This is a genomic window from Xanthomonas sp. CFBP 8443 (assembly GCF_025666195.1).
In the GTDB taxonomy this organism is placed as follows: Bacteria; Pseudomonadota; Gammaproteobacteria; order Xanthomonadales; family Xanthomonadaceae; genus Xanthomonas_A.
Genome location: NZ_CP102592.1, coordinates 3,857,705 through 3,883,688, shown reverse-complemented (window position 1 = coordinate 3,883,688; position 25,984 = coordinate 3,857,705). Strand labels below are relative to the sequence as shown.

General features: G+C 65.5%; 18 protein-coding genes. 10 read left to right on the top strand and 8 right to left on the bottom strand.

All coding sequences use genetic code 11. The features are described 5' to 3' along the window. Positions 1-48 precede the first annotated feature (48 nt). Positions 49-1,848 (top strand): glycosyltransferase family protein, encoded by a 1,800-nt coding sequence (locus NUG20_RS16205; protein WP_263395458.1) that lies wholly within the window; start codon positions 49-51, stop codon positions 1,846-1,848. Positions 1,849-1,880: 32 nt separating this feature from the next. Here NUG20_RS16205 and NUG20_RS16200 read toward each other — a convergent pair whose 3' ends face one another. Continuing rightward, a complete protein-coding gene (locus NUG20_RS16200) occupies positions 1,881-2,996 on the bottom strand; it encodes a glycosyltransferase family 4 protein (RefSeq protein WP_263395457.1) in 1,116 nt (371 codons plus the stop codon). 112 nt (positions 2,997-3,108) lie between these two features. Between NUG20_RS16200 and NUG20_RS16195 the strand changes: the two genes are divergently transcribed. The 3 genes from NUG20_RS16195 to NUG20_RS16185 all read left to right on the top strand — a co-directional run bounded on the left by NUG20_RS16195 (position 3,109) and on the right by NUG20_RS16185 (position 5,949). Next, positions 3,109-3,921: a class I SAM-dependent methyltransferase gene (locus tag NUG20_RS16195; protein ID WP_263395456.1), complete on the top strand. Its 813-nt coding sequence runs from the start codon at positions 3,109-3,111 to the stop codon at positions 3,919-3,921. After that, a complete protein-coding gene (locus tag NUG20_RS16190; protein ID WP_263395455.1) occupies positions 3,918-4,787 on the top strand; it encodes an FkbM family methyltransferase in 870 nt (289 codons plus the stop codon). The genes NUG20_RS16195 and NUG20_RS16190 overlap by 4 nt, the downstream gene beginning before the upstream one ends. A 70-nt stretch (positions 4,788-4,857) precedes the next feature. After that, entirely contained in the window at positions 4,858-5,949 is a 1,092-nt protein-coding gene (locus NUG20_RS16185) for a glycosyltransferase (protein WP_263395454.1), read from the top strand. Here NUG20_RS16185 and NUG20_RS16180 read toward each other — a convergent pair. The 3 genes from NUG20_RS16180 to NUG20_RS16170 are packed head-to-tail and all read right to left on the bottom strand — an operon-like array spanning position 5,924 to position 9,254. Beyond that, positions 5,924-7,174, bottom strand: coding sequence for a lipopolysaccharide biosynthesis protein (locus NUG20_RS16180; RefSeq protein WP_263395453.1), 1,251 nt, complete (start codon positions 7,172-7,174; stop codon positions 5,924-5,926). The two genes, NUG20_RS16185 and NUG20_RS16180, sit on opposite strands and share 26 nt — an antisense overlap. Further along, on the bottom strand, positions 7,171-8,373 hold the full coding sequence (locus tag NUG20_RS16175; protein ID WP_263395452.1) for a glycosyltransferase: 1,203 nt from the start codon (positions 8,371-8,373) through the stop codon (positions 7,171-7,173). The genes NUG20_RS16180 and NUG20_RS16175 overlap by 4 nt, the downstream gene beginning before the upstream one ends. Before the next feature lie 23 nt (positions 8,374-8,396). After that, a complete protein-coding gene (locus tag NUG20_RS16170) occupies positions 8,397-9,254 on the bottom strand; it encodes a glycosyltransferase family 2 protein (RefSeq protein ID WP_263395451.1) in 858 nt (285 codons plus the stop codon). 151 nt (positions 9,255-9,405) lie between these two features. Here NUG20_RS16170 and pilB point away from each other — a divergent pair, with 151 nt between their 5' ends. Continuing rightward, the gene (gene pilB, locus NUG20_RS16165) at positions 9,406-11,142 is read left to right on the top strand and encodes a type IV-A pilus assembly ATPase PilB (protein WP_263395450.1); all 1,737 of its coding nucleotides are present in this window, start codon (positions 9,406-9,408) and stop codon (positions 11,140-11,142) included. A gap of 168 nt (positions 11,143-11,310) precedes the next feature. On the opposite strand, the gene NUG20_RS16160 is transcribed toward pilB, so the two are convergent. Continuing rightward, positions 11,311-12,699 (bottom strand): sigma-54-dependent transcriptional regulator, encoded by a 1,389-nt coding sequence (locus tag NUG20_RS16160; RefSeq protein ID WP_263395449.1) that lies wholly within the window; start codon positions 12,697-12,699, stop codon positions 11,311-11,313. A gap of 73 nt (positions 12,700-12,772) precedes the next feature. Further along, positions 12,773-14,386 carry a sensor histidine kinase gene (locus tag NUG20_RS16155; protein ID WP_263395448.1) on the bottom strand — a complete coding sequence of 538 codons (1,614 nt, stop codon included), beginning with the start codon at positions 14,384-14,386 and terminating at the stop codon, positions 12,773-12,775. Between the two features lie 281 nt (positions 14,387-14,667). Here NUG20_RS16155 and sucC point away from each other — a divergent pair, with 281 nt between their 5' ends. The 5 genes from sucC to NUG20_RS16130 all read left to right on the top strand — a co-directional run bounded on the left by sucC (position 14,668) and on the right by NUG20_RS16130 (position 23,466). Beyond that, positions 14,668-15,831 carry an ADP-forming succinate--CoA ligase subunit beta gene (sucC, locus tag NUG20_RS16150; protein WP_145702360.1) on the top strand — a complete coding sequence of 388 codons (1,164 nt, stop codon included), beginning with the start codon at positions 14,668-14,670 and terminating at the stop codon, positions 15,829-15,831. Positions 15,832-15,854: 23 nt separating this feature from the next. Further along, positions 15,855-16,727 carry a succinate--CoA ligase subunit alpha gene (gene sucD, locus NUG20_RS16145; protein ID WP_263395447.1) on the top strand — a complete coding sequence of 291 codons (873 nt, stop codon included), beginning with the start codon at positions 15,855-15,857 and terminating at the stop codon, positions 16,725-16,727. Between the two features lie 82 nt (positions 16,728-16,809). Next, complete coding sequence (locus NUG20_RS16140; RefSeq protein WP_263395446.1) at positions 16,810-18,717, top strand: acyltransferase family protein; 1,908 nt, start codon at positions 16,810-16,812, stop codon at positions 18,715-18,717. Between the two features lie 314 nt (positions 18,718-19,031). Beyond that, on the top strand, positions 19,032-21,134 hold the full coding sequence (locus tag NUG20_RS16135; protein ID WP_263395445.1) for a pyrroloquinoline quinone-dependent dehydrogenase: 2,103 nt from the start codon (positions 19,032-19,034) through the stop codon (positions 21,132-21,134). 694 nt (positions 21,135-21,828) lie between these two features. Then, a complete protein-coding gene (locus NUG20_RS16130; protein WP_263395444.1) occupies positions 21,829-23,466 on the top strand; it encodes an NAD+ synthase in 1,638 nt (545 codons plus the stop codon). A 169-nt stretch (positions 23,467-23,635) separates the two neighbouring features. On the opposite strand, the gene egtD is transcribed toward NUG20_RS16130, so the two are convergent. Together egtD and egtB are read right to left on the bottom strand one after the other, a co-directional pair. Continuing rightward, on the bottom strand, positions 23,636-24,619 hold the full coding sequence (gene egtD / locus NUG20_RS16125) for an L-histidine N(alpha)-methyltransferase (RefSeq protein WP_263395443.1): 984 nt from the start codon (positions 24,617-24,619) through the stop codon (positions 23,636-23,638). Next, entirely contained in the window at positions 24,616-25,869 is a 1,254-nt protein-coding gene (gene egtB / locus NUG20_RS16120; RefSeq protein WP_263395442.1) for an ergothioneine biosynthesis protein EgtB, read from the bottom strand. Before egtB ends, egtD begins: the two co-directional genes overlap by 4 nt. Positions 25,870-25,984: the final 115 nt, after the last annotated feature.

Genomic DNA, 25,984 nt, shown 5'->3' with positions numbered 1-25,984 from the left:
CCAACCTTGCGTGCGTTGGTTGCCTCCCCGTGGCTTGGAGTTGTCGTATTGGCGATCGTCGTTCTGGCCGTATATTGGCCTGGGCTGACGGGGCCATTCTTGTTCGACGATTACCCGAATATCGTCGACAACGCGAAGATCCATCTTGCTGAATTAAACTTCCAGAACTTGAAGAGCTCGGCCATGGGCTACGAGCCGGGCTCCGTTGGCAGGCCGTTGGCTACCTTGAGTTTTGCTCTGAACTGGTACTTCTCGGGCGAAAATGCTTGGAGCTATAAGTTGACCGGGGTGGTAGTCCACGTCGTCAACGCTTGGCTGGTGTTTGCCCTGTTGTTGAAGATGACACGCGGTGCCGCCACGACGTCTGTTCGGCGTGGGATCGGCTATTGCCTGGTCGTTGCCTTGCTGTGGGCTGTGCATCCCCTGCAGGTGTCTACGGTACTGTATGTAGTTCAGCGAATGGAGTCGCTGTCGCTGACGTTCGTGTTGCTGGCGCTCATTGTCTACCTGCATGGAAGACAACGGCAGATAGAAGGCGGTTCCGGGTGGGGATGGCTCTGCTTTTCCGGGGCGCTCGCCTTGGTTGGGCTGTTGTCCAAGGAATCCGCTGCGCTTTTCGGCGCGTATGCCTTCTCGCTGGAAGTTTGCCTGTTCCGCTTCGCTGCGAATAAGCGACGAGATAGGCGACTGCTGATCGCCTTGTACTTGGCGTTCGGGTTGGTCGCGAGCGCGATATTCTTCGGGTGGATCTTGCCGCGGGCGCTTCGGCCTGGTGCCTTCCAAGGGCGGGATTTCACGCTCTATGAGCGCTTGCTTACCCAGGGGAGGGTATTGGTTCTTTACCTTCAGCAGATCGCCCTGCCGTTGCCGAAAAGTTTGATTTTTTATTACGATTCCTATCCGAAGTCTGTCGGGCTGCTCTCGCCGGTAACGACACTTTTTTCTTGGCTCTTTATCGTCGCTCTACTTTGTGTGGGCTGGTTTGCGCGGCGAGCGATGCCATTGCTGTCGCTCGGGGTTTTCTGGTTTTTTGCGGGGCACCTGTTGACGAGCAACGCGATAGATCTTGAGCTTGTTTTTGAGCACAGGAACTATTTCTCGTTGCTCGGAGTACTCCTTGTGCTTGCCGAATTGGTGCGCATCATCCCGTTGAGGGATGGTCCTGCAATCAAGTATGTCGGTGTTGCCGCTGTAGTCGTCTTCATGGTTGGCCTTTGCGCCATTCGTTCGGCAACGTGGGGCAATGGGTTCCTTTTCTTCAATGAGCTGGTGGACGTGAATCCACAGTCCGCACGGGCGAGAACCGGTCTTGCCATTGCGCTCGTTGAACGCGCCAATGGAGACGGCGATTCGCCCTTGTATAGCTTGGCCGAGCAACAGTTCGAGGCTGCTGCCGCTCTGCCAAGCGCATCGACGCTGCCCGAGCAGGGGCTCATTCTGATGGCGCTGGCCTATGGCAAGCCGGTCAAGAACGAGTGGTGGTCAGGCTTGATCTCGAAGCTGAAAACAAAGCCGCTTTCGGCGGATGTCGTATCATCCATCTCTGACCTGATTCAACGGCGAAAGCGCGGTGTGGCGATCGACGACGGGAAGCTAAAGGAGGCATGCGTCGCGCTGGCCAATCGGGACGGCGTCCCTGCTTTCATGTATGCCCAATTCGGCGACTATGGCCTGACCTACCTGCATGACGCCACGTTTGCCAACCTGATGTTCACTAGAGCAGTGGAGGCGGGCAGATCGGACACTGCGTTTGCCGCCAAGATGATTTCCACGCTGCTTCAGGAAGGGCATCAAGAGCAGGCGTCTGTCGCGCATGAAAGGGCCAAAGAACTCGGCATGCTGAAATAGGTGTGGGACTCCACGCGTCGCGTCGCGTCGCGTCACGTCTGCGTCGACGCGCCGGCGGTTGTAGCCCGAAGTGCCGAATCGAGCATGATTGCGCAATCGCGCCAAGTCGGTATGCGGATTGCGCGAACTGAGGGATGTGCCAACTGCGTAGAAATGCGGTACGCCAGCATCTCCACATTGCCTGGCTCGTAAAGACAGGGCGCATGGTTGTCCAGTACCTGTGCAACGTCCCCCAGTGCTGTGGCCACCAACGGAATGCGCATCGCCAACATTTCATGTAGTTTCAGCGGAAAGCAGTAGCGTCCGAACGCTGAACTTCGATTGCACACGACCCCGACGTCCAACGACGCCAGAACACGGGGTACCTCGGTCTGCGGAAGTCTCCCCAAGTCGATGATGCGAGGGTGCCGATAGCGGCGAACTGTCCGATCGGTTGGCCCGGCATGAACCAGCCAAAGGTCTTGCATGCCTTGGGCCAGTTGGATGAAAGCGTCAAAAAGATCGCTGATGCCCCGACTCGAAGTCAGCGCCCCTGCTGTACCGATCAGGCGCGCATCGACTGGCAGTCCCAACGCGGTTCTGGAGGAGTGCTTGTCGAGGGGGTGAAAGATCTCCGTGTTCACGCCATTCACCACGACATGGACAGGACCGGCTACGCGGTAGTCCCCACGGACATACTCCGCAAGGGCGTGGCTGACCGTTGTCAATGCATACGCGCGGCGGCAAGCCGATCGAAATGCGCCAGACAGGCCGGGTAGCCGCGAGAGCCCGAAGCTCTCATAGTTGTCATAGAGATCGATGACGTAGGGAACGTCTCGTTTGATCGCCCATTTGGCGGCAAGCACCGCCTGGAGCATGTCTGAACTGGCCCACACGACATCTGGACGCCAGCGGGAGGTCGCTGTGTCGAGCCACTGGAAATGGCGAAGAAGGCCCTGTGGCAGTGCGTTGATCGAATGCCACTGGACGCCGAGATCGTCTGGCTTGGGAGTAGCGTCTTCCGGGCGCCGGCGATAGCTGAGCGCACAGACGCGCACCGAGTGGCCCTGCCGGGCCAGTTCGCGAGGAAGCTCGTACAGTCGCCCGAAGCGGTCTTCAAGGAGATCCTTGTCCGAGTACTGCCGCTTGCATACCACCAATATCTTCACTCGGGCATTTCCTGTCGATCGGCGCTGAAGCGCCGCGCGCGCGGCGGTCTGGCAAGCTTACCGTGCAGGCGTTAGATTAACCGCAGCCAGATCTCGCACTCCAGAGTCGTCAATGTCCGCCAGCGAACATCATCTCAAGAGCTTGCAGGCGATTCGGGCATACGAGTTGCGGCAGGCCCTTGCGTTCTTTCCAGTTCCTGCGCCTGGCCGGACGGTAACCGTCCTGGAGCTCGGGGCGGGGACTGGTCAGCAGGCCTTGATGCTGAGGGACGCTGGTTATGAGGTGAGCGCGGTCGATTTGCCAAGCAGCCACTACCATGATGCACGGGTCTTCGAAGTCGAGGACTACGATGGACGCACGCTGCCATTTGCCGATGGCGCGTTCGATGTCGTTTTTTCCTCGAACGTTCTTGAGCATGTCGCGGACATCGACCGCATCCTGGATGAGACGAGGCGCGTGCTCAAGCGCGATGGTCACGCTGTGCACGTGCTGCCCAGTAGCTCTTGCCGTCTCTGGAGCATCCCTGGCCACTATCTCTGGCTGGCGCGCCGGGTGCTGCAACGGGTTTCCACCTCCACGAAAGCGCCAGTTGAGGGCGAGAATTCCCTTGCAATCCCAAAGACCCCATCGGGCTTCGATGAATGGCGGAAGACGCTGTTTCCTTCGAGGCACGGAGAAAGAGGCAACGTGTTGACGGAGACATTCTATTTTTCCCGCTCGTGGTGGTCGGGAACGTTCCAAAAGGGGGGCTTTGAGGCCGTCACGACACAGTCGACCGGTATCTTCTACACGATGTGCAATTCATTTGCGCATAAGTTGTCGATCTCGCGGAGGCAGAGTCTCTCGTTTTTGCTGGGCTCGTCGTGCCACATCTATGTCCTGCGCAAGCTGAATCACGCGCCGGACAAGGGGGGGGACAGGTGAAGGCCAATACCTTGCTCGGTCTCCGTGCCTCTGCCAGAGCGTTCTCATTTGGCGGCCGGTTCAATGCTCCTCAATCCATCATGAGGCGGCTCTTCCGGCATCACAGGGCCGTGGTCAGCATCGGAGATTTTGACGGCGACATGGCGATGGACCTGTCTTTGACGGAACACATGCAGCGGCGCATCTTCTGGATGGGGTACTACAGCCAGGGCATCGTGGCCTTGTTGGACCGCATCCTGGCGCCCGGCATGAGCGTCATCGATGTTGGCGCCAATATCGGTGAAATCACACTGGTGGCGGCGAAGCGCGTGGGTCAGGCAGGAAGGGTCGTTTCGTTTGAACCTGTCGACAGCCTCGCCGACACGTTGTGCAGCCATGTGCTGCGAAACGATCTCCGCAACGTCACGGTGGTACGCCAAGGGTTGTCGAATCGACATGACCATGTACCGATCTTCGCTTCCTGCGGGCAAGGAGAGCTTGGAGACGAGCATCATGGGCTGGGCAGCCTGTTTGGGACACCTTCGCACGATCGCGCACTTCAGGATATCGAAATAACGACGCTGGACGCTTATCTCGATGCAAATCCACTCCGCAGGGTCGACATCATCAAGGTCGATATCGAAGGTGCCGAGCTGGCCTGTCTGCAGGGCGCCAGGCTCACGCTGGGGAAGTACAAGCCCTCGTTGATCGTGGAGGTCCAGCAGGAATCCTCGTTGAAGGCGGGGTACGATCCGGGCGAGATATTGGACTACCTGCAGGAGCTCGGATATAGGTTCCAGGTCATCCGGTCCGATGGGACGTTAAGGAAAGTCGACCGTTCCTCTCTCGGGCCTTACCAGAACGTGCTTTGTACCGTCGCCGGATAGAATGACGGATTCTGAGCCAGCCAATATTTGGCTTCTCCTGAGCCGATTCGGTCATGGAGGTCTGGAGCGTGTGCAGGTTGCGCTGGCCAATGGGCTTTGCCTTCGAGGTCACCACGTCAAGCTTGTTGCGGGGCAGGTGCTTGTGCATCCTGATGGGCTTACGGCGAACGTTCCGGTTCTTGAAATCGCGCCAAGTGGGCCTTTTCATTTTTTATCAGGTTTCCTGCGCGGGTGGCGGCGGCAGGCACCAGATGTAATTTTCACGACGTCCAACGACGTGGCTTGTCTTGTCCTGCTCTTGAAGTTGCTTTACCGGAAACCAGTACGGGTGGTGGTTACCCAGCACCTGTCGGTATCGGGTCCAAGGATTGCAAGTCGCGGTGCCAGGCGGGTGAAGCTCGAATTGCTCATGCGCGCGATGCGGCTGCTTTTCCCCCGTGCCGATTCGTGTGTCGCCGTGTCCGAAGCGGTGGCTAGCGATATGCGCTCTGAGTTGGGGCTGTCGCCGGACAAGGTCAGCGTGATCCACAATCCGGTGGTGGCGCCTGACTGCGAATTGCGCTCTTTGCAACAGGTGGACTGGCCGTGGCCGGACCGGAGCGTTCCCACCGTCGTCTTCGTCGGCCGATTTTCGCCGGAGAAGCGTCTTGATCTCCTGCTTCGCGCATTTTCTCGCGTCCTCACTCAAAAGCCCGCGCGGCTGCTGCTGATTGGAACCGGGCCTCTGGAGTCCCGAGTGTCGCAATGGATGAATGAGGCGGGATTGGGTGCAACTTGCGAGCGGCTTGGCTATGTCGCCAACCCCTTGCCCTATATTCGCCAGGCCGACGTCCTGGTCCTGTGCTCAGACTACGAGGGCTTCGGCAATGTTCTCGTGGAGGCGATGGCGTGCGGGACCCAGGTGGTTTCGACGGATTGTCCCGACGGACCGCGCGAAATCCTGGAGGATGGGCGGCTGGGGCAGCTTGTCCGCTGTGGCGATCACGATGCGCTGGCCGAAGCGTTGATCCGTGTCATCGACGGTAGGTGCCGGGTCGAGCCTGACGTGTTGAGGCGACGGGCGGCAGAGTTTGGCGTGCAAAAATCAATCGATGCTTATGAAGAGCTTGTCGCGGGACTTCGGCCGCGAATTCGCGTCAGGTCGCGCTCGCCCGATGCGTGATCAGGCGGATGGAGAACAGAAACACCAAGGTGCATTCGCCTGCGATCATGGCCCAGGCGGAGCCTAATGCTCCTCGCGTAGGGGTGAGGGCGAACATTGCGCACGCCAGGGCGCAAAGGCCGATCGTCTCCAGCAATACCCTGGCCCGGATGTCGCTTCTCGCCAGGAGCCAGTGCGCCAACAGGATCCGCATGCAACTGACGGGCGCGCACCAGGCGAGCAGCTTTACGACGGCCGCGGCGGATGTGAAGTCGCTGCCCAATATCGCGACGATGGCGCCCGATGCGAAGTAAAGAAGCAGGGCGGCGGCCAACCCATAGGCAAAGGTGCATGCGAGCAGCGCCCGCATCATGAATGGGTGCTCGTTCATGCCCGCTCCCTGCCGAAACATGCGAGGCAGCGCCGCACCGATGAGTCCTTCGATCGGGAGTGTCGCCAGCCCTGTGAACCGCTGAGCTGCGGTGAAGTTCCCTGCGACCGCTTCGCCTCCCCAGCGCAATGCGAACGTCTTGTCTACGGAGGTCCAGGCCATCGTGCTGGCCCAGATGCCGGAAAGCCCGATGCCGGCTCGCAAGTCGATCCAGGCAAGTGAGTGGTTTGGCGAGTTTGCCAGTAGCCGCCTTGTGCAGCCGTGCCGCAACAAGATGGCGCAAGCGGCCAGCGCTGTCAGATGCAGCCAGACGTACAGGGAAAGCCCTTGGCCAGATTGGAACTGCATGAAGGCGGCGACCGCGGCGACCCTTGCCAAGGACCCTGCAACGGGTACAGCCGCTGCCTGCAGCACCAGTGTATGGGCAGCGTATGCGGAAGCGACCTGCGCGATGATCGGTGCGAACAGAATTTCCGATAGCCCGATGCCGAGCAGTATCCAGCCGCCCGGCTGGTGGAACATGGCGCTCCCAAGCACTACGTACGCGAGCAGAAGCAGCGGTGTACTCCATGCCAACGCGCGCCCTGCCTGCTGCCATCTCATGGGGAACAAGGTCTGGTCGCGTGCAGTATCTTGGTACATGCGCAAACCAAGCCCGAAGCCGGCGAAGCCTCCCAGCGCAACGGCTAGGCCGGCAACGCCGGAGTAGTTTCCGTATCCGGATGCCCCGAGTACACGCGCCAACAGCAGTACCCAGACGAGTTGGCTGCCTACTCGCAAAGCGTGCCAGAGCGTCGTGCCCAGAGTGTTGCGTGCGAGCCAGCCCAGTTTTGGCATGCGGAACTTGGCGTTCATCGTGGAGAAGCGACTTCGCATCGTCGCATCACGGTATCCAACAATGCGGCGTATGCTCCGGCACGCACATGCCAATCAAAGCCTTGCACCTCGTTTGGATCGACCGGCTGCGGCGAGCGGACCAGGCGCGAAATGGCGTCGGCTAATGCTGCTGTGCTACCCGGCGGCACCGTATGCACTCCATTGCATGTCTCGGCCAAGCGCCGGACTGCAGGGATGGCCGAGACCAAGACCGGGCAACCGCAGCCCAGTGCTTCTATCAATACGAGTCCGAGGCCGTCTTGGTCGCCACTTGTTGCCTCGACAAAAGGAGCGACGAACAAGGCGGCGCGGCGGTAGAGGGAGGGAAGCTCCGACTGGGGAACCGCACCCAGAAAGCGGACGGCGTCCTGCAGTTCCAGGTCGCGGACCTGTTCCTTACGCATCTCCAGTTCGGGTCCGAACCCGGCAACTGTCAAAGTGGCACCGGGTACGGCAGCCCGGATCGCGTGCATCGCAGCGATCAGGAAACGAAGGCCTTTTTTTTCCACGAGCCGGCCGACGAACAGTATCTCCGTGCGCGACCGTGGCACGGTGGGGTCGGGAACGAACCTGCCGGAAAGATCGGCCCCCATCGGCTCCACCACCACCTTGGACATGTCTGCACCCAGAGCGGCGACCTGCTGCAGCATGCCTTCGCTGACGACGGCCAGTCGCGCCGATCGCCGTATCACAGCGCGCTTGATCCAGCGAAAAGGCCACGACTTCAGCGCGTACAGATCTCCGCCATGGGATGTGACCAGAAAGGGCGAGGAAGAACCGGCAAGGCTTAGTGCTGTGGCAACGATGCCCTGCGGTATCAGCCAGTGCGCATGAACGACGGTCGGGCGATACCTGCGGACGGCACGGTAGGCAGCGAACAACTGGCCGATGAAGAATCCAGGCAGCAGGAGCGCCTTCCAAGGACTGTGTTGCACGTTGGAAACCATGCCGCCGTCGTTCACGAGCGTTTCCCAGCGCTGTGGGGCATATCGATAACGATGGATTTCAACTGAATCCATCGTTTCGTACTCAAGCGCCCCATTCGCGTGGGGGCACAGCACCACGACCCGAAAGCGGTCGGTCAAGCGCCTGGCAAGCTCATGGACGAAGCCAGGCTCTGGGTCGTCGCGCCAGCGAGGATAGGTGGAGGCCAGCACCAAGAGTGTCGGCTTGGTCATGTTTCGGCTCGCACCGCGTGCATTCAGGCGTCGCGCCGATACGTCAGATTGGTGATCTGCTCGGAAATCAGCCCGATCAGAAAAATGATCACTGCGGCACTGAACAACAACGTGCTCATGTTGGTGAAGCGGTGCATCGTCGCAAAGGTATAGCCGTAGTAGGCGAGTCCGAGGGCGAAGAATGCCATCGAGACCGGGACGAATAGCTTAAGCGGCGAATACAACGTGGCGATCTTGAAGATGATCAACAGGAAGCGGATGCCGTCCTTCATGGGGCGGATGTGGCTGCCGTTGCCGACCCGCTTGGCGACGGGGATCGGCACGTAGGCGACCGGGTAGGCGCTGCGGAAGAAGGCCATGGTGCTGGTGGTGGGGTAGCTGAACCCGTTCGGGAGCAGGTGCAGGAATTCGCGGAACCTGTCCGCGCGGACGGCGCGGAAGCCGGAGGTGAGGTCTTTCACCTCGAAGCCGGTCATGCGGCTGGCCAGCCAGTTGTAGAAGCGGTTGGCGAGGCCGCGGTGCACGCTCGCCTGTCCGCTGCTGTCGCGGGCGCCTACGACCATGTCATAGCCTTGGCCGAGCTTGGCCAGCAGTTTGTGGATGTCGCCTGGATCGTGCTGTCCGTCCGCATCCATGAACACCAGGATGTCGCCGCCCGCGGCCCGTGCGCCGCGCTTGATCGCCGCACCGTTGCCCATCGAGTAGGGACTGCCGATGACCCGGGCGCCATGGTCGCGCGCGACCTGCGCGGTCGCATCGGTCGAGCCGTCGTCGACCACGATGATCTCGGCATCCGGCATTTCCTCGCGCAGCCGCGGCAGCGTGCGCGACAGACCGGCCACCTCGTTCTTGGCTGGCAGAATGATGCTGATCTTGTCCAAAGGTCGACCCCTAGTTCCCCGTCGGCTATGGTAATCCCAGTCGCGGCCGGATTCGTGGCGCGCAGCGATGCCGCCCGGCGTTTGCTGCTGTGCCGGAGGCGGCTGCACGGAATTTGCAGTATCTTTGGTCCGCAAGAACGGGGGCTTTTCCATGAATGCAGCTGTCTCGGCCAACCTAGTTGGCATCACCGGCATCGCGCGCCGCCTGGTTCAGGATGGCGCGGTGGAGGAGGCGGTCGCGCGGACCGCGATGGCGCATGCCGCCGAGGCCAAGATCCCGCTGCCGCAGTGGTTCTCGGAGAAGAAGCTGGCCACCGCGGCGCAGCTGGCTGCCGCCAACGCGGTGGAGTTCGGGATGCCGCTGCTGGATGTGTCGGTGTTCGATGCCAACCAGAGCGCGATCAAGCTGGTCAGCGAGGAGTTGCTGCAGAAGCACCAGGTGCTGCCGCTGTTCAAGCGCGGTACGCGGCTGTTCGTCGGGATCAGCAATCCGACCCAGACCCGGGCGCTGGACGACATCAAGTTCCATACCAATCTGACGGTCGAGCCGATCCTGGTCGACGAGGACCAGATCCGGCGCACGCTGGAGCAGTGGCAGGCGCGCAGCGATGCGATCGGCAATGCGCTGGGCGATGACGAGGAGGGCATGGACAACCTCGAGGTCGGGGCCGGCGACGAGGACATGGGCAGCGGCGGCGATACCGGCGTCGATGCCAAGGGCGACGACACGCCCGTGGTCAAGTTCGTGAACAAGATGCTGGTCGATGCAATCCGCCGCGGCGCCTCGGACATCCATTTCGAGCCGTACGAGGACGACTACCGGGTGCGGCTGCGCATCGATGGCCTGCTCAAGAGCGTGGCCAAGGCGCCGGTCAAGCTCAACCAGCGCATCGCGGCGCGGCTGAAGGTGATGTCGCAGCTGGACATCGCCGAGAAGCGGGTGCCGCAGGACGGGCGCATCAAGCTCAACCTGTCCAAGAGCAAGCAGATCGACTTCCGTGTCAGCACCTTGCCGACGCTGTTCGGCGAGAAGATCGTGCTGCGTATCCTCGACGGCAGCGCGGCCAAGCTGGGCATCGACAAGCTCGGCTACGAGCCGGAACAGCAGAAGCTGTTCTTGGACGCGATCCACAAGCCCTACGGCATGGTGCTGGTGACCGGCCCGACCGGTTCGGGCAAGACGGTGTCGCTGTATACCGCGCTGGGCATCCTCAACGACGATACCCGCAACATCTCCACCGCCGAGGATCCGGTGGAAATCCGCCTGCCCGGCGTGAACCAGGTGCAGCAGAACAACAAGCGCGGCATGACCTTCGCCGTGGCGCTGCGTTCGTTCCTGCGCCAGGATCCGGACATCATCATGGTCGGCGAAATCCGCGACCTGGAGACCGCCGAGATCGCGATCAAGGCGGCGCAGACCGGCCACATGGTGCTGTCCACGCTGCATACCAACGATGCGCCGCAGACCATCGCGCGCCTGATGAACATGGGCATCGCGCCGTACAACATCACCAGTTCGGTAACGCTGGTGATCGCGCAGCGCCTGGCGCGGCGCCTGTGCAACAACTGCAAGCGCCCCAGCCAGCTTCCGGAGAATGCGCTGCTGGCCGAGGGATTCAGCGCGGCGGAAATCGCCGCCGGCATCCAGCTGTTCGAGGCCGTCGGCTGCGACGAGTGCACCGAAGGCTACAAGGGGCGTACCGGCATCTACCAGGTGATGCCGATGAACGACGAGATCGCGGCGATCGTGCTGCAGGGCGGCAACGCGATGGACATCGCCGAGGCGGCGCAGAAGATCGGGGTCAAGGACCTGCGCCAGTCGGCGCTGCTCAAGGCCCGCAACGGCATCACCAGCTTGGCCGAGATCAATCGCGTCACCAAGGACTGATGGGGCCGGGATTCGGCATTCGGGATTGGGGATTCGTAAATGCCAGCGCAGCGGCGCTTCATCTGGGGGCGTTGATCCTGCTTTTTCTGCCTGGGCCGAATATAGGTGCAGGGCAGGGGAAGCGTGCTTTTACGAATCCCCAATCCCAATTCCCCAATCCCAGCTCTTCTACTCCATCCCCAACTTCTTGAGCTTGTAGCGCAGCGCGCGGAAGGTGATGCCGAGCTGGGCGGCGGTGCGGGTCTTGTTCCAGCGGTTTTCCTCCAGCGCCTTCTGGATCGCGGCGCGTTCGAGCTGCTCGATGTAGGAGGGCAGGGCGGAGGAGGTCGGGTCGATATCGACCACGCCGGGCGGCAGGGCGGGGGCGGCTTCGGCCGCGGCGCGGGCGCTGTTGCCGGGCTGCGGCAGGTGCAGGTCGGCGGCGCTGATCTGGTCGTCCTCGGCCATCGCCAGGGCGCGCTCGAGGATGTTCTCCAGTTCGCGCACGTTGCCGGGGAAGGCGTAGCGGTTCAGGGCGTCCAGCGCCGATGGCGACAGCAGCGGGGTGATCCGGCCATGGCCCTTGGCCAGCCGTGCCAGGATCGCCGCAGCCAGTTGCGGCAGGTCGCCGCCGCGCTCGCGCAGCGGCGGCACGCGCAGTTCGATCACGTTGATGCGGTAGTACAGGTCGTGGCGGAAGCGGCCGTCGGCGACCAGGTCGGCCAGGTCCTTGTGGGTGGCCGACAGGATGCGCACGTCGGTCGGCACCTCGGTGGCGGCGCCGACCGGGCGCACCGACTTCTCCTGGATCGCGCGCAGCAGCTTGACCTGCATCGGCAGCGGCAGCTCGGCCACTTCGTCCAGGAACAGGGTGCCGCCCTGCGCGGCCTGGAACAGGCCGGCCTGGTCGGCGTGGGCACCGGTGAAGCTGCCCTTCTTGTGGCCGAAGAACTCGCTTTCCATCAGTTCGGCCGGGATCGCGCCGCAGTTGACCGGCACGAACGGCCCGGCCGCGCGCGCGCCCTGTTCGTGGATGGTGCGCGCGACCAGTTCCTTGCCGACGCCGGACTCGCCGAGGATGTACACCGGCGCCTGGCTGCGCGCGACCTTGGCGATGGTGGCGCGCAGCGCGTCCATCGCGGTCGAGGCGCCGAGCAGGCGGCTGGCCTGCTCCGGCGGCGGCGCCGGCGGCGCGGCGCGCTCGGTGTTGTTGAGTTCCAGTGCGTGCTTGACCAGGCCGCGCAGCACGTGGATGTCCACCGGCTTGCTGACGAAGTCGAAGGCGCCGGCCTTCAGCGCTTCCACCGCTAGGTCCATGCTGCCGAACGCGGTGATCATCGCCACCGGCGTGCGCGGATAGTGGCGGGCGATCTCGCTGACCAGCTCGATGCCGTTGCCATCGGGCAGGCGCATGTCGGTGATGCACAGGTCGTAGGGGTTGCTGGCCAGCAGTTCGCGGGCTTCGGCGAGGTTGGCGGCGGTGCTGATGCGCAGCCCCATCCTGCCCAGGGTCAGTACCAGCAGTTCGCGGATGTCGCGTTCGTCGTCGACGACAAGGGCGCTTCGGGTTTCGTTCATGTGGGGAAAAGATAGCCCAGGTCCAGGGTCCAGCGCCAATTTTTCGACGCCACGGGGGTTGCCGGTGTGGCGCTCAGTTCGCGAGCATGGTGTGCGGGCCGGGCAGGACCACGCGGAAGCAGGCGCCGCCGGCCGGCACCGGCACGTACTCCAGCCGCGCCTGGTTGGCCCGGCACAGCTCGCGGGCGATGTACAGGCCCAGCCCGGTGCCGTGCTCGGAGGTGGTGAAGAACGGACGGAACAACTGTGCGGCCACCGCCTCGGGGATGCCGGGGCCGCGGTCCATCACATCGACGATCGCGTTGCGCTCCTGCACCGCCACGCGCAGCCGCACCCGCGCTGGCTCCTCCATCACCCGTCCGTACTTGAGCGCGTTGTGCACCAGCGCGCTGAGGATCTGGTGCAGGTGCTTGGGATCGACCAGCGCGTGCACCGCCTTCGGCGCGGCGATGGCCTCCAGGCTGTCGGTCTCGATCGACATGGTCTGCTGGTACTCCAGCACGAAGCGGCGCACGAACACGCCCAGGTCCAGGTTCTCCGGATTGGAGCGCTCGCGCCGGGCCAGTCCCAGCACGCTCTCGACGATGCCGTTGGTGCGCTGGCACTGCATGTGGATGATCTGCAGCAGGCGGCGGTCGGCATCGCCGATCGCCGGCGACTCCTCCAGCAGCTGCGAGGCGTAGCTGATCGCGGCCAGCGGGTTGCGGATCTCGTGCGCCAGGCTGGCCGAGAACCGGCCCAGCGCCGATAGGGTCAGCGATTCGGCGCGCCGCGACACCACCGTCGCATCGTCCAGGAACACCAGGGTCAGGTCGCCTTCCATCAGCAGCCGGGCGAAGCGCGGCTGCACTTCCGGCTGGTCCGGCGACAGCTGCAGCGGCGTCTCTTCCTGGTTCCAGCCGTTGCGCCAGCGCTGCAGGCGCCGCGCCAGCTCCGGCGCGGCGCTGAGCAGGTCCAGGCGGCCGCTGCCGCTGTTGCCGTCGGCGTCGCCGAGCAGGGCCGAGGCTGCCTCGTTGGCCAGGGTGACGCGGTTCTGCGCGTCCACCACCAGCACCCCGGTGCGCATGCGGCGGATGATCAACTCGTTGATTTCGTAGAGATTGGCGACTTCCGCGCCGCGCTGGTCGGCCAGCGTCTGGCTGCTGCGCGCGCGCTGCCCGATCTGGTAGCAGATATAGGCCACGGCCAGGTAGCTGGTGGCGAACATCGCCAGTTCGGCCAGGCTGCGCGTGTTCTCGCCGCCGTCCAGCGCGGTCCACAGGTATTCCAGCAGCGTGGCCGCCGCCGCGGTCAGGGCGACGCCGAAGCCGTAGCGCAGCCGCAGCAGCATCGCCGCGGCGGCGACGTTGAACAGCAGCATCATCGCGATGCCGGCACTGGCCGCCGGCAGTGCGTGCGCGGCCAGGGTGGCCGCGGCGATGTCCGCGGTCGCGCTGCAGAACACGATCGCGGTCAGATGGCGCTCGTTGCGGCCCCACAGCAGCAGCAGCAGCGCCACGGCCAGGTAGGCGCCCGCCAGCCCGACCGCCAACTGCGGGAACCGCGGTGCGCCGACCAGCACGCTCAATGGGCTGAACACCAAGGCCGCGATCAGCCCGGCCACCAGCACCCGGTACAGCGCGAAGAAATACAGCTCGCGGCGGGGGATGGACTCGATGCGGTCGATGAGCGAAGCGCTTGTGGGCAAGCCGGACTCCAGCCAGGCGACGGACGGCGCGAGTATAGGCGTCGCGCCGGGGAATGCGATGGCAGGCGCGCAATCGGGGCCGGCGGCTGTGGCGCCCGCCCGGCCGGGGCTGGCCGGACGCGGCACGGGCCGGGCCGCGGGCGGCTTCACACGGGGGCCGGACCGGCGCTTTTGCGCCGTCGCCCAGGGTCGGCGACAATATGCGGCCCGTCCGTACCCTTCCGGCCGCCATCAAGGCCCGGAGCGCTGCGGGACGGTCGTTCCTCTTCCCACGGTGACGCATGAATTTCCACGAATACCAGGCGAAACAACTGTTTGCCGATTACGGCATCCCGGTCCCGGCCGGACGCGTCGCGTCCACGCCCGAAGAAGCCGTCGAAGCGGCCAATGCCCTGGGCAATGGCCCCTGGATGGTCAAGGCCCAGATCCACGCGGGCGGCCGCGGCAAGGCCGGCGGCGTGAAGTTCTGCAAGACCACCGACGACGTTAAGGCCGCTGCGGCCAAGATGCTCGGCACCTCGATGGAAACCTACCAGTCCGCCGGCGTGGCCCTGCCGATCAGCCTGGTGCTGGTCACCGAGGCCGGCGAGATCGCCAAGGAACTGTATCTGTCGGTGCTGGTCGACCGCGGCACCCAGTCGATCACCTACATCGCCTCGTCGGAAGGCGGCGTGGACATCGAGCAGGTCGCGGCCGAGACACCCGAGAAGATCCAGACCCTCAACGTGAACTTCGTCGAAGGCCTGCAGCCGTACCAGGCGCGCGAGATCGGCTTCAAGCTCGGCCTGACCGCCAAGCAGGCCAACCAGCTGGCCAAGATCATGGGCGGCCTGTACACCCTGTTCAACGAGAAGGACCTGGCGCTGGTCGAACTGAACCCGCTGGCGATCCTGGACAGCGGCGACCTGTACGCGCTCGACGGCAAGGTCAACTCCGACGACAACGCCACCTTCCGCCACAAGGATCTGGCCGCCATGCGCGACAAGACCCAGGAAGACGAGGCCGAAGTGCGCGCCAGCGAGTACGATCTGAACTACGTGACCATGGACGGCAACATCGGCTGCATGGTCAACGGCGCCGGCCTGGCCATGGCCACCATGGACGTGATCGCGCTCAACGGCGGCTCGCCGGCCAACTTCCTGGACGTCGGCGGCGGCGCCACCAAGGAGCGCGTGACCGAGGCGTTCAAGCTGATCCTGTCCTCGGACAAGGTCAAGGCGATCTTCGTCAACATCTTCGGCGGCATCGTCCGCTGCGACATGATCGCCGAGGGCATCATCGCCGCGGTCAAGGAAGTGGACGTCAAGGTGCCGGTCGTGGTGCGTCTGGAAGGCACCAACGTCGAGGCGGGCAAGAAGCTGCTGGCCGAATCCGGCCTGGCCATCACCCCGGCCGACGACATCAACGATGGCGCCAAGAAGGCCGTCGCAGCCGTCGCTGCCTGAACCCACGAGACTAGGAAGAATTCATGTCTGTTTTGATCAACAAGAACACGAAAGTCATCGTGCAGGGCTTCACCGGCCAGCAGGGTACTTTCCACGCGACCCAGATGGTCGAGTACGGCACCCAGGTCGTCGGCGGCGTGACCCCGGGCAAGGGTGGCACCACCCACATCGATCTGCCGGTGTTCAACACCGTGCGCGAAGCGGTCGAGGCCACCGGCGCCGATGCGTCGGTGATCTACGTGCCGCCGCCGTTCGCGGCCGATGCGATCCTGGAAGCGGCCGCGGCCGGCATCAAGGTCATCATCTGCATCACCGAAGGCATCCCGGTGCTGGACATGCTGCGCGTCAAGAACGTGCTGAAGTCGCACCCGGACGTGACCCTGGTCGGTCCCAACTGCCCCGGCGTCATCACCCCGGGCGAGTGCAAGATCGGCATCATGCCGGGCCACATCCACATGCCGGGCAAGATCGGCATCGTGTCGCGTTCGGGCACGCTGACCTATGAAGCGGTCAAGCAGACCACCGCGGCCGGCCTGGGCCAGTCCACCGTCATCGGCATCGGCGGCGACCCGATCAACGGCCTGAACTTCGTCGACTGCCTCAAGCTGTTCAACGAAGACCCGCAGACCCTGGGCATCATCATGGTCGGCGAGATCGGCGGCGACGCCGAGGAAGCCGGCGCCGAGTACATCAAGGCCCACGTCAAGAAGCCGGTGGTCGGCTTCATCGCCGGCGCCTCGGCCCCTCCGGGCAAGCGCATGGGCCACGCCGGTGCGATCGCCTCGGGCGGTTCGGGCACCGCCGCCGGCAAGTTCGCGGCGATGGAAGCGGCCGGCGTCAAGACCGTCCGCTCGCCGGGCGACCTGGGTGCGGCGATCGCTTCGCTGGTGAAGTAATTGCAAGTGTGGATGTAGCAGTCAGAAGGCCCGCCCTCGTGCGGGCCTTCTTATGTCCGGAGTCAAAAGGGGGCGGGCAGGGGTGAGGTTCCGTAACGAGATCGAAGGTCTACGCGGCATCGCGGTGCTGATGGTGGTGCTGGCCCACGCCAAGCTTCCCTTTCTGCCTGGCGGCTACGTGGGCGTGGATGTCTTCTTCGTCATCTCCGGGTTTCTCATCACCGGCTTGTTGCAGCAGGAATTGCAGGCGACCGGCAGTATCGATGTCCGGCAGTTCTACGCGCGCCGCATCAGGCGGTTGCTTCCAGCATTCGGCGTCATGCTTCTGGCGAGTGCGGCGCTTGCGCTCTGGTTGCTGCCCAGGAGCAGTTGGGGCGCACAGGCCGAAGCCGCGCGCTGGGCCGCGCTGTGGGCGTCGAACATATTTTTCGCGGGTTCCGATTCCGGCTATTTCGACCAAGGAGCCGAAGCCAATCTCTACCTGCATACCTGGTCGCTGAGTGCCGAGGAGCAGTTCTACCTGATCTGGCCCGCGCTCATTGGCCTCGCCTGGAAGCTTGGACGCCGGCGCGGCGCGACGATGCTCGTCTGGGCGCTGGTGGCGCTGGGTTTCGGATTGACGATAGCGGCTACCGCGCTGGAGCCGTTGCATGCCTATTACCAGATGCCGTGTCGCCTTTGGCAATTGGCGTTGGGTGCAGGAGTCCAGCTCTCTGTCGGTCAGGCGCGCCTTTCGCTGCGGTGGGTCCATGCCGCTCGCGCCATCGGCTTTCTGCTACTGGTCGTTGCGGCACTCTGGCTGGCGCCGGATCGGATCTCGTATCCGGGAGCATGGGCGCTGTTACCGACGGTTGCCGCTGCGTTGCTGTTGTTGAACGGCCCGCAAGGCTGGCGGGACGCTTGGCTGGAGGTGATGCCGCTACGATTCCTTGGTCGCTTGTCGTACAGCTGGTATCTCTGGCATTGGCCCGTTCTGGTCCTGGGTTTCTCATTGGCCGGCCGCACTCCAGCGGTCGGACTCGTGGCGGCGGCGCTGTCGCTGGTTCCCGCGTGGCTCAGTTGGAGACTTGTCGAACAGCGCGTTCGTACGATGAAACGAGGCAAGGCAACCACCTGGGTGCTGGCTGGCTTACTCGTATCGGCATTGTTGGCCTATGCGGCGATGATGTGGGAGCAGGTGGCTTTCGTTCCTGGCCAGCCTCCAGATGCGCGGAGCCAGGCTTTGCTGACGACCCTGGCCACACCGGCACTCTACCGGCAGCCCGGCTGCGATGAGTGGTTCCATGCCGACCGCCTCGTCCCTTGCACCCTGGTCCGTGCCACGTCCGAAGCAGCTCCGACCGTGGTGCTGGCGGGCGACAGCGTAGCGGCGCAATGGTCGACCGCGCTGGAGAGCATCGCCCGCGCCCGTGGCTGGAACCTCGTGGTTCTGACCAAGTCGTCGTGCCCGATGATCGATCATCCATTTGTCTATCCACGGATCAACCGTCGCTACGTGGAATGCGAGCGTTGGCGGGATCGCGTGGTGGCGTATCTGCACGAGCGGCCGCCGTCGTTGCTGGTGCTGGGCTCTTCGGCGGCCTATGCGATCGATCCGGTGGATTGGGAGCACGGGACGCGCCGGTTCCTGACGCGGATCGAGGGAGCTTCGGAACGTATCGTGCTGCTCGCGCCGACGCCGCTTTTACCGTTCGATGGCCCGCAGTGCGCGCTGGCGCGTTATGGGCAGAGCGGGCACTTGGCACGGGATTGCAGCGTACCGTTGCAGCAGGTCCGGCCCAGCGCGCTCATCGCGCGGCTGCAGTCCGCTGTCGCAGGCCATCCGGCGGTGCGATTGGTCGATCTCGGGGACGCGGTCTGCCCAGGGCAGAGCTGTTCTGCCGAGCGCAACGGTTTGCTGCTGTATCGGGATGGACAACATCTCAACGCGAACTATGTTCTGCAACTGGCGCCAGCGCTGGAGGCCGCGCTGGAACCGTCCGCCCGTTGAAGGTGGCTAGCGCGCGGCCTGGCATCGGACCGATAGCACGATGGCGTGCAATGGGTTCCTTGGGCCGTCCCGGCCGCGATCCTGACAGTGGACGAAGCAATGGCGCCGTCACCCCTGCCTCGGATCCAGGCTGGCGAGCAGCGGCCGGGTCGTGCCGGAACGCGCATGAGCCGAGCGCCCAGTCTTTCCGCCTTTCCATTCGTCCCTGCCCGGCCACCACTGGTCACCGGGACGACCGCGGCGCTCCCTCGGCCGCTGCGAGCGAGTAAGCGTTGTCGATACTGCTCGGCAATTCGGATGCGACGGGAAGCGGAATGGCGATCAGTGGATGGCGGGCAGCGGTGTGCGGTGCGGGACTGGCGCTCGGCGTGGGAGGGATCTGTGCGGCGGCGCCGGGCGACTGGTCCAGCTATGCCGGGGCGCTCGGCGGCGGGCAGCATTCGCCGCTGACCCAGATCACCCCGGACAACGTCGGGCGGCTGCGCATCGCCTGGTCGTTCCGCACCGGCGAGCTCGGCGCGGGCCTGCCCGATCCGGAACGGCGCCGCTTCGAGGCCAATCCGCTGGTGGTGGACGGGCGCATGTACCTGGTCACAGGCACCGGCATCGCCTTCGCGCTGGATGCGGCCAGCGGCCGCGAGCTGTGGTCGTTCGACGCCAAGGTCGCGCGCGGCAAGCACTACAGCGATCCGGCCTCGCGCGGGGTGAGTTTCTGGCGCGACGCGCAGGCCGCGGCGGGCGCATGCCGCGAGCGGATCGTGTTCGGCACCCTGGATGCAAGGCTGATCGCGCTGGACGCCGCCGACGGCCGGCCCTGCGCCGGGTTCGGCAATGCTGGCAGCATCGATCTGCATGCCGGTGTCGATGTGCACGATGCGCCCAGCGATGCCTGGGCCAACTATGCGGTGACTTCGCCGCCGGTGGTGGCCGGCGAGGTGATGGTGGTCGGCAGTTCGATCGGCGACAACCGCGGGCATGCGCTGGAGCAGGGCGTGGTGCGCGGCTACGACGTGCGCAGCGGCCGCGAGCTGTGGCGCTGGGATCCGGTGCCGCGTGGGCCCGACGCCGCGGCGGCGGCCGGCTGGCAGCCGGAGCAGGCCGCGACGGTCGGCGGCGGCAATGCCTGGGCGCCGCTGGCGGTGGACCTGGCGTTGGGTCTGGTCTACGTGCCGACCGGCTCGGCCAGCCCCGACTACTACGGCGGCGAGCGCCTCGGCGACAACCGCGACGCCAATTCGCTGGTGGCACTCGACCTGCACAGCGGCCGCCGGGTGTGGGCGCAGCAACTGGTGCATCACGACCTGTGGGACTACGACCTGGCCTCGCAGCCGGTGCTGGCGACGGTGCAGACCGCGCAGGGACCGCGCGAGGCGGTGCTGCAGGCGACCAAGACCGGTTTCCTGTTCGCCTTCGACCGTCGCGACGGCGCCCCGGTGTTCCCGATCAGCGAGGTGCCGGTGCCGGCGACGGATGTGCCTGACGAGCGCGTTTCGCCGACCCAGCCGATGCCCGAGCCGGCGCTGCGCCTGGCGCGGCACACGCCGTTGACCGCCGCGGATGCCTGGGGAGCTACGCCGGGCGCACGCCGCGAGTGCGAGGCGCTGATCGCCGGGCTGCGCTCGGAAGGCCTGTTCACCCCGCCCAGCGTGCGCGGCACGATCGCGCTGCCGGGCTGGGCCGGCGGGGTGAACTGGGGTGGGATCGCGGTGGACCCGCAGCGCCAGCTGGCGATCATGCCGGTATCGGACCTGCCGATGCAGGTGGCGCTGATCCCGCGCGAACGCTTCAGCGAGGCCGACCACGCGCGCCATCCCGACCAGCAGTTCAACGACATGCAAGGCACGCCGTACTACATGCGCCGCGGCATGCTGGCCTCGTCCGGCGGCATTCCCTGCGTCAAGCCACCGTGGGGACGGCTGGTGGCGGTCGATCTGCGCACGCGCAAGATCGCCTGGGAACGCCCGCTCGGCACATTGGAAGAGAAGTTGCCGTGGCTGCCGCTGGAGGTGGGCACGCCGCTGCTCGGCGGCGCGGTGACCACCGCGAGCGGGTTGACCTTCATCGCCGCGGCCGCCGACGCCCGCCTGCGCGCGCTCGACAGCGCCAGCGGCAAGACCCTGTGGGACGCCAAGCTGCCGGCCGGCGGCCAGGCCACGCCATCGGTCTATGCGGTCGGCGGCAAGCAATACCTGGTGATCGCCGCCGGCGGCCGCGAGGGCATGGGGCCGATGGGCGACTACGTGATCGCCTATGCGCTCGATGGGCAGGGCAAGGAGGTGGTGTTCCAGCACGGCGTGGCCGCGCGCATGGCGACGCTGGGCGTCGTCGCGCTGGCGCTGCTCGCGGCCGTGGTGGCACTGTGGCGGCGCTGGCGCCGGCGCCGCCGCGCGCGGGCCGGCAGTCGCGGCAACGGCTGAGGCGATGCGCGGGCTTGCCGCTCGTTGCGAGAGCGACTTCAGTCGCGACATGGAGTCCATCAGCGCCCGGCATGTTCGCTCTTGTGGGAGGTGGCTTAGCAGCGATCTGCCGTCGGCCCGCGACCAGCTTAGGGAATGCGTTGGGGACTGAAGTCCCTCCCACAGTGCAGCTAGCAGGCACCCGGGTCGCTCCTTGTGGGAGCGACTTCAGTCGCGACGCGGAGTCCATCAGCGATCGGCTTCGGAGCCTGTCGGGACTGAAGTCCCTCCCACAGTGCACCCAGCCGGCACCCCCGCATTTTCGCTCTTGTAGGAGCGGCTTCAGCCGCGACCCACCGTCGGCCGGCGATCGGCTTCGGAGCCTGTCGGGACTGAATCCCCTCCCACATTGCAGCCAGTCGGCACCCGGTGTCGCTCCTTGTGGGAGCGACTTCTAGTCGCGACGCGCAGTCCATCAGCGACCGGCTTCCGAACCCGTCGAACTGAAGTTCCTCCCACGGTACGCCAGTCGAACCGCAACATGTCCTCCCTGATGAGGCACAGCGCGGAAAGGTGAACCCGGGTCGTCGGCCGCGGCGCGGTGCGGCGCTACACTGCGCTTCGCCGCCGTGCGGATGCCATCCCCGTCCGCCGCGCGGTCGCCGCATCCGCGACCGCGGCACGGCTTCCCCCTTCTGCCTCTGCAAGGTTGTCCATGTCTTCTTCCCTTCGCATCGCCATGGCCCAGTTCGATTTCCCGGTCGGCGCCGTGGCCCAGAACACCGACCGGATCATCGCGATGATCGACGAGGCGCGCGACGAGTACGGCGCCGACATCGTGTTGTTTCCGGAACTGGCGGTCAGCGGCTATCCGCCGGAGGACCTACTGCTGCGCCCGGGTTTCCTCGCCGATTGCGAACTGGCGGTGCAGCGCATCGCGGTGCGCGTGCACGGCATCGTCGCGGTGCTCGGCTGGCCGCAGAGCGCCGGCAGCGTGGTCTACAACGCGGCCAGCGTGCTGCGCGGCGGGCGCATCGAAACCACCTACCGCAAGCGCGAACTGCCCAACTACGCAGTGTTCGACGAGCGCCGCTATTTCGACGCCGATCCGGACGGCGGCAGCTGCGTGTTCGAGGTCAAGGGCACCCAGGTCGGCCTGGTGATCTGCGAGGACCTGTGGTTTCCCGAGCCGCTGGCCGATACCGCGCGCCACGGCGCCGAATTGGTGCTGGTGCCCAATGCCTCGCCGTTCGAGCGCGGCAAGCACGCGCAGCGCGATGCGCTGCTGGCCGAGCGCGTGCGCGAGACCGGCGTGGCGCTGGCCTATCTCAACGTCGTCGGCGGCCAGGATGCGCTGGTGTTCGACGGCGCCTCGGTGGTCGCCGACGGCGACGGCAGCGTGCATCCGGCCGCGGCCGCGTTCACCGACCAATGGCTGGTGGTGGACTACGCGACGCAGACGCGCGCGTTCACCCCGTTGCGCTGGATCGACGACGGCGACGAGAGCATGGACGCGCTGGCCTGGCGCGCGGTGGTGCGCGGGTTGCAGGACTACTGCGGCAAGAACCGGTTTTCCAAGGTGTGGCTGGGCCTGTCCGGCGGCATCGATTCGGCGCTGGTGCTGGCGATGGCGGTGGATGCGCTCGGCGCCGACAACGTCACCGCGGTGCGGCTGCCGTCGCGCTACACCGCTGGGCTGTCCAACGACCTGGCCGACGAACAATGCCGCGCGCTGGGCGTGAAGCTGGAGACGGTGGAGATCGAGCCGGCGTTCGAAGGCTTGTTGAAAGCGCTCGGCCCGATGTTCGAAGGCACCAAGGCCGACGTCACCGAAGAGAACCTGCAGTCGCGCAGCCGCGGCGTGATCCTGATGGCGCTGGCCAACAAGTTCGGCGGGCTGCTGCTGACCACCGGCAACAAGAGCGAGTATGCGGTCGGCTACGCCACCATCTACGGCGACATGTGCGGTGGCTATGCGCCGCTCAAGGACCTGTACAAGACCGAGGTGTTCGGCCTGGCGAAATGGCGCAACACGGTCGGCGGCGCGCCGGTGATCCCGCCGGCGGTGATCGCGCGGCCGCCGTCGGCGGAACTGCGCGCCAACCAGACCGACCAGGATTCGCTGCCGCCCTACGACGTGCTCGACGGCATCCTGTACCGCTACGTCGACCAGGAGGAGTCGCGCGACGAGATCGTCGCCGCCGGCTACGCCGCGGAGGTGGTGGATCACGTGGTGCGGCTGGTGCGCATCACCGAATGGAAACGGCACCAGGCCGCGCCGGGACCGAAGGTGTCGCGGCGCGCGTTCGGCCGCGAACGGCGCTATCCGATCACCAACGGGTATCAGGCGTAGGCGGGAGAGAACGCCGCGGTCTCGCGGACCTTCGTGGCAGTTCCCAGGATGGGTGTGAGTGCCGGTCGCGGCTGAAGCCGCTCCTACAGGAGCGGACCGCGACAGCATCCGCATCCGGGATTCGCCGCTGTCCGAGTCCCGAGTCCCCGGTCCCGAGTCCCGGCTTTAATCACACCACCTGCAGCAACCGCAACCCGAACGCATCGTCCTGCGCGTTCCAGCCGTGGCTGACGCGCAGGCCTGCCGCGGCGGCCATCTCGCCGAAGCTCTGGTCGGTGTACTTGTGGCTGTATTCGACCTGCATGGCCTCACCGGCGGCGAAGTCGAAGCGGCGTCCGCCCACGCGGACCTGCTGCGCGCGCTGGCTGACCAGGAAGGTCTCGATGCGCTCGCGTTCGCGCGCATACACCGCGCGATGGCGGAACTGCTCCAGGTCGAAATCGCTGCCGATCTCGCGGTTGAGCCGGCGCAGCAGGTTCACGGTGAACTCGGCGGTGACGCCGGCCGCATCGTTGTAGGCGGCCTCCAGCACCGCCACGTCCTTGACCAGGTCGATGCCGATCAGCGCGCAGCCGTCCTGGCGCATCGTCGCGCGCATCGACGCCAGCAGCTTGATGCCGTCCTCGCGGGTGAAGTTGCCCAGCGTGGAGCCGGGGAAGAACACCAGGGTGCGGCGCGCGCTGCGCTGCGGCGCCGGCAGCGCCACCGGGGTGGTGAAGTCGGCGCAGACCGGCAGCATCTGGATGCCCGGGAAGCGCTCGGCCAGGCGCGCGGTGCTGGACATCAGCATGTCGCGCGAGATCTCGATCGGGGTGTAGGCCACCGGCGTGCGTAGGCCTTCCAGCAGCAGTTCGGTCTTGCGCCCGCTGCCGCTGCCCAGTTCCACCACGTGCGCGCCGCTGCCCACCGCCTGCGCGATCGACGGCATCCGCGCTTCCAGCAGATCCAGCTCGGTGCGGGTCAGGTAGTACTCGGGCTGGCGGGTGATCGCCTCGAACAGGCGCGAGCCTTCGGCGTCGTAGAAATACTTGGACGGCAATTGCTTGGGGCTGCGCGACAGGCCGGCGATCGCATCGGCGGCGATGTCGTCCGGTTGCGGATGCAGGTCGGTGAGCGCGGCTTCGGTCAGGGCACGGGCGGTCGCGGCGTTCATACGGGATCCTTGGCCAGGCGCACGCCGGCGAATTGCCATCGCGCATCGGAGGGAAAGAAGTTGCGGTAGCTGGCGCGGATGTGGTCGTGCGGCGTGGCGCAGCTGCCGCCGCGCAACACCCACTGCGCGTTCATGAACTTGCCGTTGTACTCGCCCAGCGCGCCCGACCATGGACGGAAGCCGGGGTAGGCCAGGTAGGCGCTGCCGGTCCATTCCCAGACATCGCCGAACAACTGCTGCAGGCCGGCGTCGCCGTGCGCGGCCGATTGCGGATGCAGCGCATCGGCGTCGACGAAATTGCCGGCGATGGCCACGCCGGTGGCGGCCTGTTCCCATTCGGCTTCGGTCGGCAGCCGGGCGCCGGCCCAGCGCGCGTAGGCGTCGGCCTCGAACAGGCTGATGTGGCAGACCGGCGCATGCGGATCGCGTTCGCGCCAGCCGCCCAGGGTGAACTCGCGCGCGCCGTCGGCATGCCAGTACAGCGGCCGCTGCCAGTCCTCGGCGGTGCGCCGCGCCCAGCCGTCGCTGAGCCACAGGGCCACGTTGCGGTAGCCGCCGTCGGCAACGAAGTCCGCGTATTCGGCATTGCTCACCGGACGGCTGGCCAGCGCATGCGCCGGCACCAGCACGCGGTGCCGCGGCGACTCATTGTCGTAGGCGAAGGCCGCATGCGCCGGCCAGCCAGGCGCGCCGATCTCGCACAGCTGCTCGTCGCGCTGGATCCAGCGCAGCGCGGTGGCCGGTGCCTGGGTCACGGCCAGATCGTGGCGATACGCCAGAGCCAGCGGATTGCTCCAGAACGCGTGCTTGATGTCGGTCAGCAGCAGCTCCTGGTGCTGTTGCTCGTGGTGCAGGCCGAGTTCCAGCACCTGCAGCGTCTGCGCCGACAGGTCGCCGGCCTGCAGCCGCGCCAGCACCCGCGCCTCGACCTCGGCGCGGTAGTCCAGCACCTGCGCCAGGGACGGGCGCGACAGCACGCCGCGGCGCGGCCGCGCATGCATCGGGCCGACGCTCTGGTAGTAGCTGTTGAACAGGTAGTCCCACTGCGGATCGACCGCGCGGTAGCCGTCGTCGGCGCCGAGCACGAAGCGTTCGAAGAACCACGTGGTATGTGCGAGGTGCCACTTCGCCGGACTGGTATCGTCCATGCTCTGCACCATCGCATCTTCCTCGCTCAGCGGCGCGGCGAGCTGGCGGGTGCGCTGGCGCACGCTGCGGAAACGCGCCGACAGCGGTACGCCGGACGCCATGGGCGTGGGGGAAGCCGCCTGAGAGGTCGAGTGCATCCGCCAAGCTTAGGGGAAGACCGTGAACATGCCGTCATGCGTGGTGGAACGTCGCGTTACGCTAGCCCGGTCAATGCGA

Coding starts and splice junctions, on each gene's coding strand:
- NUG20_RS16195 (WP_263395456.1), top strand. CDS start 3,109: ATGTCCGCCAGCGAACATCATCTCAAGAGCTTGCAGGCGATTCGGGCA.
- NUG20_RS16180 (WP_263395453.1), bottom strand. CDS start 7,174: ATGAACGCCAAGTTCCGCATGCCAAAACTGGGCTGGCTCGCACGCAAC.
- NUG20_RS16175 (WP_263395452.1), bottom strand. CDS start 8,373: ATGACCAAGCCGACACTCTTGGTGCTGGCCTCCACCTATCCTCGCTGG.
- pilB (WP_263395450.1), top strand. CDS start 9,406: ATGAATGCAGCTGTCTCGGCCAACCTAGTTGGCATCACCGGCATCGCG.
- NUG20_RS16160 (WP_263395449.1), bottom strand. CDS start 12,699: ATGAACGAAACCCGAAGCGCCCTTGTCGTCGACGACGAACGCGACATC.
- sucC (WP_145702360.1), top strand. CDS start 14,668: ATGAATTTCCACGAATACCAGGCGAAACAACTGTTTGCCGATTACGGC.
- sucD (WP_263395447.1), top strand. CDS start 15,855: ATGTCTGTTTTGATCAACAAGAACACGAAAGTCATCGTGCAGGGCTTC.
- NUG20_RS16135 (WP_263395445.1), top strand. CDS start 19,032: ATGGCGATCAGTGGATGGCGGGCAGCGGTGTGCGGTGCGGGACTGGCG.
- NUG20_RS16130 (WP_263395444.1), top strand. CDS start 21,829: ATGTCTTCTTCCCTTCGCATCGCCATGGCCCAGTTCGATTTCCCGGTC.
- egtD (WP_263395443.1), bottom strand. CDS start 24,619: ATGAACGCCGCGACCGCCCGTGCCCTGACCGAAGCCGCGCTCACCGAC.
- egtB (WP_263395442.1), bottom strand. CDS start 25,869: ATGGCGTCCGGCGTACCGCTGTCGGCGCGTTTCCGCAGCGTGCGCCAG.